This window comes from Streptomyces sp. NPDC127068 (genome assembly GCF_042724695.1).
Lineage (GTDB): Bacteria > Actinomycetota > Actinomycetes > Streptomycetales > Streptomycetaceae > Streptomyces.
Genome location: NZ_JBHXEN010000044.1, coordinates 64749 through 74671, shown reverse-complemented (window position 1 = coordinate 74671; position 9923 = coordinate 64749). Strand labels below are relative to the sequence as shown.

Annotated in this window: 8 protein-coding genes; 4 read left to right on the top strand and 4 right to left on the bottom strand. The window is 72.5% G+C overall.

What is annotated here, in order from left to right:
- Window positions 1–109: 109 nt before the first annotated feature.
- Complete coding sequence (locus tag ACFWIA_RS25470) at window positions 110–1471, bottom strand: esterase-like activity of phytase family protein (RefSeq protein WP_387008874.1); 1362 nt, start codon at window positions 1469–1471, stop codon at window positions 110–112.
- Window positions 1472–1803: 332 nt separating this feature from the next.
- Window positions 1804–2640, bottom strand: a complete 837-nt coding sequence (locus ACFWIA_RS25465) for a hypothetical protein (RefSeq protein ID WP_387008872.1) — start codon at window positions 2638–2640, stop codon at window positions 1804–1806.
- Window positions 2641–2863: 223 nt separating this feature from the next.
- On the opposite strand from ACFWIA_RS25465, the gene ACFWIA_RS25460 reads away from it, so the two are divergent.
- Both ACFWIA_RS25460 and ACFWIA_RS25455 read left to right on the top strand, forming a co-directional pair.
- The gene (locus ACFWIA_RS25460; RefSeq protein ID WP_387008870.1) at window positions 2864–4081 is read left to right on the top strand and encodes a sensor histidine kinase; all 1218 of its coding nucleotides are present in this window, start codon (window positions 2864–2866) and stop codon (window positions 4079–4081) included.
- A complete protein-coding gene (locus tag ACFWIA_RS25455; protein ID WP_387008868.1) occupies window positions 4078–4734 on the top strand; it encodes a response regulator in 657 nt (218 codons plus the stop codon). Before ACFWIA_RS25460 ends, ACFWIA_RS25455 begins: the two co-directional genes overlap by 4 nt.
- 15 nt (window positions 4735–4749) lie before the next feature.
- Here the strand turns inward: ACFWIA_RS25455 and ACFWIA_RS25450 are convergent, their stop codons facing one another.
- On the bottom strand, window positions 4750–6480 hold the full coding sequence (locus tag ACFWIA_RS25450) for a hypothetical protein (protein ID WP_387008866.1): 1731 nt from the start codon (window positions 6478–6480) through the stop codon (window positions 4750–4752).
- Between the two features lie 240 nt (window positions 6481–6720).
- Between ACFWIA_RS25450 and ACFWIA_RS25445 the strand changes: the two genes are divergently transcribed.
- Both ACFWIA_RS25445 and ACFWIA_RS25440 read left to right on the top strand, forming a co-directional pair.
- The gene (locus ACFWIA_RS25445) at window positions 6721–7788 is read left to right on the top strand and encodes an NAD-dependent epimerase/dehydratase family protein (protein WP_387008864.1); all 1068 of its coding nucleotides are present in this window, start codon (window positions 6721–6723) and stop codon (window positions 7786–7788) included.
- A 34-nt stretch (window positions 7789–7822) separates the two neighbouring features.
- Complete coding sequence (locus ACFWIA_RS25440) at window positions 7823–8776, top strand: galactokinase (RefSeq protein ID WP_387008863.1); 954 nt, start codon at window positions 7823–7825, stop codon at window positions 8774–8776.
- Here the strand turns inward: ACFWIA_RS25440 and ACFWIA_RS25435 are convergent.
- Window positions 8773–9870, bottom strand: a complete 1098-nt coding sequence (locus tag ACFWIA_RS25435; RefSeq protein ID WP_387008861.1) for a radical SAM protein — start codon at window positions 9868–9870, stop codon at window positions 8773–8775. The genes ACFWIA_RS25440 and ACFWIA_RS25435 overlap by 4 nt on opposite strands.
- Window positions 9871–9923: the final 53 nt, after the last annotated feature.

The window sequence follows — 9923 nt, the reverse complement described above, 5'->3', positions numbered from 1 at the left end:
GGCCGTTCGGCCGGCCTTACCCACGCCCCCCCGCCCCGCGCCCCCCGGCCCCCCCCCGGGGGGGGCCCCCCCCCCCCGCCCGGCGGGGGGGGGCCCCCCGCACCGGTGCTCAGCGCTTCAACGGCGCCGGTAGCTTGACGTGGGTGACCTTGGTGTTCAGGCCGCTGTCCCGGAGCCGACCGTTCTCGTCGAACGCATCGGGACCGTCCGACATGCCGAAGTCGTTGTCGTTGATGAGCGCGAGGGTGTCGCGGCCCACCAGGGCGGCGCCCTCGACCTTGCCGGGCACCCCGGGAACCTTGCCGAGGTCCACCACCAACTCCTTGGCGAGGACCTGCACCCCCGCGCCCGCCAGGTCCTGGGTCTGCTCGTAGCTCGGGGAGGTCTCCACGTCGTCCCAGCGGCTACCGAGGATGCCTTCGCCGCGCGGCAACGTCACCCGGTGCAGTCGCGCCGTGCGGTCCGTGCGCTCCTGTACCAGGACGGTGCGCGGGCCCGTCGCGACCAGGGCGGACACCTTCAGCTCCGAGGGGTCCGTCTCCGCCGGGTCCACCTCGTTCACCGGGTCCAGCCGGTACGCGTACTCGCCCGTCACCTCGCCCTCCTCCGGCGAGAACCGCAGCAGCCGCAGATTGCGGGACGCCTCGCCGGACGCCTTGTCGGGCACCAGCAACGGGCTCTGCACGGCGATCACCAGATCACCCCCGGGCAGCACGGTCAGCGCTTCGAAGCCCCGGTTCTGCTTGCGGTTCAGCAGGATCGACGGCAGCGCCTCGACCACGGGGTAGTCGGCGCCCCGCAGCTTCAACCCTTCGGGCACGTAGCGCTTGAGCACCTTGCCCCGCGCGGAGATGTGCACCAGTGACGGGCTGTACTCGTCGACCACCCAGAACGAGCCGTCAGCGGCCCGCACCAGGCCCTCGGTGTCGAGCCCGTTCGGGTTCACCTCAAGCGGCGTCTTGGCGTCGTACGTGAACGGAGCCTCGTCGCGCGACAGTTGGTTGGGCAGCCCGGTCACCGGCTTCCCGGAGCGGGTGGTGATCGGCACCGCCCCGAGCACCCGCACCCGCTCGCCCTCGACCTTCACCCGGACGATCGCGGGGTTGAACTCCGGTACGGCGAAGGTCCGGCGCTTCTTCCCGTCCACGGTGATCTGCCCGTTGGGGCCCCGGTCGGTGAGCGCCCAGAACTCGCCCGGGCGGTCCGCCGGGTACAGGTCGCTGCCGATGCCCAGGTGGACACCGCGGTCGTTGTCGACCGAGCCGGGGATCAGACCGTTGCTGAACTCCGCGAGCGGGATCTCGTCCAACACGGCGGACCCCACGACTTCGGGGGCGCCGCGGACCTCCGCCTCGTCACCGGACACCACGTCGGCGGTCGCGGTGAAGGCGACCCCGCCGACGAGGGCCAGCGGAAGCGCGACGGTCAGCGTGAGACGCAACGGGCGGGATAGGCGCGAACGGGGGGACATCGGGCCTCCTGAGTGGGGGACACAGGACCGAGGCGGCCCGTCGTTCCCGTTCGGGCCGGCCCCGCGTGGATCACCGACTCTGCCGCACCTGCACGGAAGTCGGACCCGGTTCGCCGCATTACGGCCGAACCTCACTCCCGCGCCAGCGAGTTGCCCAAGATTTCACCCACCTTTCACCCAGAATTCCGCCACCCCGCAAACCGTCCGGCCACTCGGATTGGCTGAAAGGTGACGTACACGTATCACCGTGGGTGGGCAGCGGGGCGCATCGCCCGCGGTGCGGTGCGGGCGGCGCATGGGTGGCCCTTGAGCGAGCGACGAACCGTACGCGCTCAGCCGCGCTGGGCCTCCGGCCGTGGGGTGGACCCGGACCCGGACCCGGACCCGGACCCGGACCCGGACGCGGACGCGGGGGCCGCGGGTATCGGGGGCAGGTCGGCGTGGGTGACGCGGTAGCCGCCGCGCACCACGGGCGCGAAGGGAGCCGGCGCCATGCACGTCCCCGTGCCCTCGGCACCGACGTTCGCCACGCCCCAGCCGAAACCGAGCCGGTCGGGCTGCCCGTCCCGGCCCTGCTGCACGCTGATACCGAACCGCGTGCCCCGCTCCTCCGTGTTCGACTTGCGGACGATCGCGGTGAGGGTCGCGGTGCTGCCACCGGTGACCAGGCAGTCCACGTCCGCCACGGACCACGCGGTGAAGCCCGTCGAGGCGATCCGGTGGGAGATCCGCACCGTGCCCCGGGCGTCCGTGGGCAACCCCCGCTCGCCCCGTGGCACGGGCAGCGGTCGGGTGAAGGGCGCGGCCTCGGCGTGCACGCTGAAGCGGATGGTGTCCTCGGGGGAGTACGCGTAGTGGATGCGGGCCGCCCCCTCGACGCGGGCCGGGGCCTTCGTGGCGCGCGGGGACTTCGTGGCACGGGCCGCGGACTCCTCGGCATGGGTCGGGTCCGCGGACTTCCGTGCCGTGATGCTTGCTCCCATGCCCCCTGCCAGGGGTTGCGCGGCAGCGGTCGGCCGCGTCTCCCGGCCGGTCGGCGCCGCCGCAGCGGACGTGGCGGCGGTCGCGAGGACGACGAGGAGCGCGGTGGCGGCGCCTAGTGCGGTGGTGGTGCCGAGCGCGCCGGGCGTGCGGAATGCGCCGGGCGTGCGGAGTGCGGTGATGCGCATGGACGACTCCCGTGGGGATACGACTCGTGAGGATGCGGCTCGATGGTTCGGCCGGGTGGCTACGGGAAACAGCCTGGCCGGTGAACCCCGTTGGCGCCCATCCGCTGATCGGCAGAGGGACTCCGGACCGCGCCGCCCGATCTCTGCCGATCGGAGGAGCCCGGGCGACCGACCACCGCCGTAGGCTGGTGATCTTCGGCGGACGGTGGAGGAGTTGACGGGCATGACGGGAGCAGCGACCGTGAACCAGCTGGTGGCGGTGCCCGCGCTGGCGGCCGTCGCCCTGCTGGGCGGGTCGCTGGTCCACGCCCTGTGGACCCGTACCGTGCCCACCCGGCTGGCCCGGCCCACCGCGGTCTGCGCCGCACTCTCGCTCCTCTCGACCTTCGGTGTTCCCGCCACCGGCGTCAGCCCGGGCGTCACCCGCGGGTCCTGGAGCCTCGTGGAGTCCGGGCTGTTGCTGGTGCTGATCGCGGTGGTGGCCCGTTGGTCGCCCCGGCGCGAGACCTGGATCGCCGTGCCGTCCGCCGCGCTCGCGGTGGCCGCGTGGCCCGTGCCGCTGGTCGACGGGGGAGTGCTGGAGCGCACCGGCGTGGCGGTGTTCTGGCTGTTGCCCGCACTGGCGGCGATCGCCACCGGGCTCGTCCCGCGCCGGGCCGCGCGGCGCCACCGGGACGGGGTCGCCGAGGCCCGGCGTGCCCAACGACTGCTGCTCTCCCGGGACCTGCACGACTTCGTGGCGCACGACGTCAGCGGCATCGTCGTCCAGGCCCAGGCGGCCCGCTTCGTGGCAGCGAACGACCCCGGTCAGGCCGTCCTCGCGTTGGAGCGCATCGAACGGGCGGGTCTCAGTGCGCTGGCCGCGATGGACCGGACGGTGGCGATGTTGCACGGGGAGGACGCCCCCGCGCCCGCCGAGCCGCCGCCCGGCATCGATCAACTCCCCGCGCTGGTGGACCGGTTCGGGCAGGCGCAAGGCATCGACATACAGCTGCGGTGCGAACCGGACGTGGCGGCGGCCCTCTCCCGGGAAGCGGGCGCCGCGGCCCACCGCATCGTGGTCGAGGCGCTGACGAACGTACGTCGGCACGCGCCCGACGCCTCCCGGGTGGAGGTCCGGTTCAGCCACACCCCCACGGCGGTGCGGCTCCAGGTGGTCAACGAGCGCCCGAGCCGCCCGTCCCCGGGCCGCTCCCTTCCCCGGTCCCGGAGCGGCGGCGGCCTCGGGCTGACCGCCCTGACCGAGCACGCGAAGGCCCTCGGCGGCACCCTCACGGCCGGCCCGCTCACCGGCGGCGGCTGGCGACTGACCGCCGAACTCCCCACCACGGACCGCCCCGACCGCCCCGACAGCACGGACCGCCGGCAGCACACGGACCGCACGGACTCCACGGACCCCACGGGCAGGGCCCGTACGAATCACCCGAAGGGCACCACGTGAGCACCCGCATCCTCCTCGCCGACGACCAGGACGACGTGCGCAGCGGCTTCCGGCTGATCCTGGGCTCCCAACCGGACATGTCCGTCGTGGGAGAGGCGGCGGACGGGCTCGCCGCCGTGACGCTGGCCCGGGAGCTCCGCCCCGACCTCGTGATCGCCGACATCCGCATGCCGGGCCTGGACGGTCTGGAGGTCACCCGACGTCTCGCCGGGCCCGGCGTCGCGGACCCGGTACGGGTGCTCGTCGTCACCACCTTCGACCACGACGACTACGTCCGTACCGCCCTGAGCGAGGGGGCCTGCGGCTTCCTGCTGAAGCGGTCGGGGCCCGGGCTGCTCATCGAGGGCGTACGGGCGGCCATGGCGGGGGACGTGCTGATCAGCCCCCAACTGACCGTCCGGCTGCTCCGGGAAGCGGAGGACGCGCAGCCGTCGGAAGGCCCGCCGCCGCCCTCCGCCCTCACCGCCCGCGAGGAGGAGATCGCGCACCTGGTCGCCGAGGGGCTGACCAACGCCGAGATCGGTGCTCGGCTGTTCATCTCCGCGGGCACCGCCAAGACCCACATCGCCAACATCCAGGGCAAGATCGGGGCGCGCAACCGCGTGGGCATCGCCGCCTGGTCCTGGCAACGGGGCGGCCCGGCACCCTCCTGACCGGGCCGACCCCGCTCACGCGCCGCTGAGGGCGAGCCCTTCGTACGCCAGCCACTGCATGTAGGTGTGCAGCCCGTGGCGGAGGTCCACGGTCGGCTTCCACCCCTGGAGCCGAGGGGCACCGGACCCCCGGACCTCCGGTACGGGTGCCGTACGCGGTGGGGCGGTGACCGTTGCGACGCCGACCGGGCGCACCGCACTCAGTACCGCCTCCGCCATGGCGCCGGGCGACACCGGGGTCTCCTCGGGGAGTTCCAGCACTTCGGCCGCCGGGGGGTCGTCCAGCACCCGGCACAGCGCGCCGACCAGATCGTAGGTGTGCAGCGGGCGCAACGGCCGACCGGGCGGGTCGGTGAGGACGACGGGGCGGCTGCGCAGGGCGTTCCACACCATCCGGCCGATCGGGGTGCGGGGCGAGCAGCCCGGACCGTAGAGGTCCCCGGTCCGCAGGGTGACCGCAGGGCCGTCGGCGCTCCGGACGAGGACCCCGGTGTCCCCGCTGTCCGCGGTCCGCCGCAGGGGGCGCAGATCGACGAGCGCGTCCCGACCCGACCGGGTGCCCGGGGCGGCGGTGCCGCCCGGGGACCCCAGGGCCACCCGGTGTCCGCGGGCGGTGAGTCCGTGCACCACGTGCTCACCCAGCGGGCTCGCCGCCCCGAGCACGGTGACCCGCCGCCCGGAGCGCACCGGACGGGCCCCCGCCGTGCGGCCGGCGTCCAGCCCCGCGGTGACCCCGGCGGTGGCGACCTCGGCCAGGCCCGCGCGCAGCTCGGCGATCCGCTCCTCGTTCTGGCGGGCGCTGACCCCGCCGGGGCCGATGGTGGCCAGCGCCTCGGTGCAGGCCGCTGTCCGGGAAAGGACGTCGCCCCGTCCCTCCGCTCGATGGGCGAATCCCATGGTGAACGCGGTCAACCAGGTTTCCCGGGCGGCTTCCGGGTCCGGTGCTTCAGTCAACTCGACATTGGCTGATTTATATCTGTTCACGTTCACGCCGAGTCCGGAGAGATAGTCCTTGCATTCCAGGTGCAGCCATCTTTCCGGGCCCGGGCCGGCCACCCGCACCGCGCACTGGGCGGTCCCGTTCTTGAAGAAGGGGACCACCTGCGGTCGGTCCAGGGAAATGCTTTCGTCGCCTCCGCGGTCATCGGGCAGGAAGCACACCGAGCGCCGCGGGCCGCGGAAGGCGTTGCCGGAAATGCTGCCCCGGTCGTCGTGTTCGACGAGGCTGGGCGCCGCCACGTAGGCGGGCACCCCGCGGCTCCGCAGGAACTGCCGCAGCAGGATGTCGTCGGGCCAGGCACCCAAGCGCGAGGTGCCGTACCGCACGTAGTCGGTGGCCACCTCGCGGGGCAGCACCACGGCCAGGCAGGGGAAGTACTCGTTGACCGCGCGCACCCAGCGGGCCCCGGCCATCGCGGCGAGCCGGACCGCCGCCCCGTTGCGCGAGTCCCAGAGCGCGAACAGGGCGAGTGCCGCCTCGGGTCGCTGTTCCACCGCCCGTTGGACCCGTTCGAAGAACGCCTCGGACAGGATCAGGTCGTCCTGGAGCACGAGGTGGTGCGTCGCCCCCTCCGCGACGGACGACCAGGCCACCAGTGCGGTGCGCAGGGCCGACGGTTCGCCATCGGGATCGGGGTCCGTCACCACGTGCAACGCTCCGGGGGGCGCCGACCGGGCCAACGCCTCGGCGGCGGCCAGCCGCTTGGGGTGGGTCATCACCGAGCCGCTGATGCGATAGCGCGTCACAGGTCCTCCGTGTTTCTGGTGTTCCTGGTGCCCGATGGACGGTCGAATCCCGCGGTACGACCGAATCTCCCGGTCATCCCGCTGCACACTTCCCGTCCGGAGGCACTGGCGAATTTCGGAAATTACGCAAGGGTCTTCCATGGCCGCTCAAGCGCCGAAAAGGCCCCCTGGTTACGGCCAACGATGATCGTTCATGCTGTCTGCGCTGCATCCATACGTATCACCGTTAAAGGAGTCCGTATGACTGAGAAGACCGATGGCGAAGCCATTGACTCAGGTGACTTCCGGTCCTCGCGACTGGAAAAGCTGCGGGGCTCCCGAGTCGTGGTGACCGGAGGCGCGGGCCTGGTGGGCAGCCGACTGACCGCCCTGCTGCGCGGGGCCGGGGCGGAGGTGACCGTCCTCGACCGCATGGACGCCTATCCGGATTCCGTCCATGAACTGTTCGGTGCGGAACGGCACGCGACCCGCCTGGTGGTGGGCGACATACGGGACCGGGCGTTGGTCCGGAAGGCGATGGACGGCGCCGAACTCGTCGTCCACGCCGCCGCCTACGCCGATGTGGCCGCGTGCACCCGCAGACCCGACATCGCCTTCAAGGCCAACATCGAGGGCACCGAGGTCGTCCTGGAGGAGGCGGTGGCGGCGCGGGTGCGCAGGCTGGTGCTGATCTCGTCGGCCGCCGTGTACGGCAACGGCACCGCCCCTTCGGAGGGGCCGCAGACCTTCCACGAGGACCAGCCGCTGCACCCGCTGTCCGTCTACGCCAACTCCAAGCTGTGGGCCGAGCACCAGACCCGGTTGCTGCTCGGCGCCGCCGGGATCGACTTCTCGGTGCTGCGCTACTTCTCCGTCTACGGCGACCCCCAGGTGCCGAAGCCGGGTAGCCACTCCTGGATGGTCGCCTGGCTGGCGATGCACGCCCGGCTCGGGCTGCCGATGCGGCTCAACGGCGGCGGCGTCCAGGTCCGCGACCTGGTCCACGTGGACGACATCGCCACGGCCACCGCGCTCGCCCTGGTGGAGGACGGAGTCGTCGGGGCGACCGTCAACGTCGGCAGCGGCACGCCGACTTCGGTGCGCGACGTGGGCGAGCTGATCGCCCCGCACTTCCCGGGCTCCCGCTTCATCACCACCCCCCGGCCCGCCGACGACCCGCTCGGTGGTTACGCCGACACGGACCGGCTGTACGAGCTGATGCGCTGGCGTCCCGGCATCTCCGTCGCGGACGGGGTGGAGCGGTACGTGAACTGGTTGAACGCCACGCCCGAGGCCCTGCCCGGTTGGCTGGCGGAGAAGGCGGCATGACCCCCGTGACGCCCCTGGGAAGGTTCCGTACCCGGTGAGCACCGAGCGCGTGGCACGCGCCGAAGTGCCCTGCCGGGCCTGTCTGGCCGGTGAGGACCTGGACTGGCTCGGCGGCCGGTCCGTCAGCCTCGCCCTGGAGTTGACCACCGTCGTGGAGACGGTCCCCGGCCCGCCCGCGCCGCCCGCCGGGGGCTGGCCCGAGGAGGTGTGGGCGTACCTGCGCGAACGGCTTCCCGGCCTCGCTCCCCGGCCGCCCGCCGTACGGGTGCACAGCGCGGCGCCCTCCGCGAGCGGGCTGTCCTCGTCCACCGCCCTGATCGTGGCGCTGCTCCGGGCGTACACCCGACTGTGCGTGCCCGCACCGGGCGTCCCGGACGCCACGCTCGCCCAGTGGGCGTACGCCTTCGAGTTCGCCCGCTTCAACGGGGGCGGCATGGACCACCTGGCGGTCATCGAAGGCGGTGCGCTGCTGTTGGAGGGCCGGACCACCGGGCTGCCGGTGATTCGGGACCGCGCCGTCTTCCCCGAGGACTGGACCGTGCTGGTGCTGGACTCGGCGACCCGCAAGGACACCGGTGACCACATCCGGGTGGTGCGCGAACAACTGGCCACCGGTGACCCGGCGTTGGCGCTGTACCGCAAGGAGGCCGACGAGGCGGCGGCTCAGGCGTGGTCGGCGATCGGGGCCCGGGACCTGGACGGTCTCGCCGGGGCCATGGACCGCGCCCACCTCACCATGCGCGACCACCAGCGGATGTCCACCCCCGTCCTGGAGGAACTGCGGGAGCTGGCCCTCGGCTCCGCGGGGCTGCGGTTGAAGCTCAGCGGGGCCGGCGGCGGCGGCTCCCTGGTGGGGGTGTGCCGCACCGCCGACGCCGACGGCATCGCGTCCGCCGTGCGAGGGGCGCTCGGGAAGCGGTACCCCGCGGCCCGGGTGATACCCACCCGGGCCGCGGGTCCGGAGCCCGCTGCGAGCCCGGTGCCCTAGATGAAGGGGTCGTAGTCAGGACCCTCCGGCGTCACCGCTTCGACCGCGATCTTCTCCAGTTCGAGGTTGGAGCGGTGACGTGCGCAGTGGAAGCGGCAGTCCCGGGTGGGGTCGATGATCCCCCGGTCCGCGTTCTCCCAGATGTCGGGCAGCCGCTCGGTGACCGCGTCCCCGATCTTCGCCTGGGAGTTCCCCCGGTGGTACGAGCAGACGTAGACCCCGGACGGGGTGATCAGGGTGCGGAGCTCCGCCACCTGGCAGCGGTGGTAGTCCTTGGGCTGGACCGCGCCCACCCGGTTGCGCAACGAGGTCAGGGTGGACGAGTTGATGATCTGGAAGGAGTCGCCCGCCCAGCGCCGTTCGGCCTCGTCGAGTTGGTCGTCGACGGATTTCAGGAGGTCGTCGGCCACCTGGATCACATGGTGTCCGTCGTCGAACATCGCCTTGGTCTCGAAGTAGTCGCAGCCGATGTCATGGGCGAGTCCGGCGGCCTCCAGGACCTCGTGGTGGTTGCTGACGATCGTGCCGTCCGCCTCCTGACGGGTCATCACCAGGAAGGAGTAGCCCAGTGCGCCCTTCTTCACCTCGGCCAGCAGCCGCATGTTCCCGACGACCTTGTCGAAGACGCTGCGGCCCTTGCGGTCGGGCCGGAACTTCCCGTACGTCTCCATGGTGCCGGCGTCCATCGAGACCCGGACCCAGGCGGCGTACTCGGCCAACTCCTCCAGATTCTGCTTGATCATCGTGCCGTTGGTGACCACGCCGATCGCTATGCCGGCCTCACCGAGCATCCGCAGCACCTGACGGGTGCCCCGGTGCGCCAGCGGTTCGCCGCCGCCGATGAGGACCACTCCGCGGACGGACATGTCGATGAGTTCCTGCGCCAGCTCGGCGAGGCGCTCGGGGGTGAACCGTCCCTGGTTGAGCAACTTGCCGCTGATGCACTCGGGGCAGGCCAGATCGCAGAAGGTCGTCGGGTCGAGGTCCACCACCAGGGGGGCGGTGGTGGACTTTCCCGCGGCGGCCTCCAGCACGCGTGGCCAGCCGGACGGCTGGTAGAGCTTGGACACCAGGTCAAGACGGTCGAACGTCACAGAGTTCTCCTGCTGGTCAAGAGGGCAGGCGCCGCCGGCACCATGCCCTCGGT

Bases quoted from the DNA above. Each gene is read 5' to 3' on its own strand.
- ACFWIA_RS25465 (WP_387008872.1), bottom strand. From the start codon at position 2,640: ATGCGCATCACCGCACTCCGCACGCCCGGCGCATTCCGCACGCCCGGC.
- ACFWIA_RS25460 (WP_387008870.1), top strand. From the start codon at position 2,864: ATGACGGGAGCAGCGACCGTGAACCAGCTGGTGGCGGTGCCCGCGCTG.
- ACFWIA_RS25445 (WP_387008864.1), top strand. From the start codon at position 6,721: ATGACTGAGAAGACCGATGGCGAAGCCATTGACTCAGGTGACTTCCGG.
- ACFWIA_RS25470 (WP_387008874.1), bottom strand. From the start codon at position 1,471: ATGTCCCCCCGTTCGCGCCTATCCCGCCCGTTGCGTCTCACGCTGACC.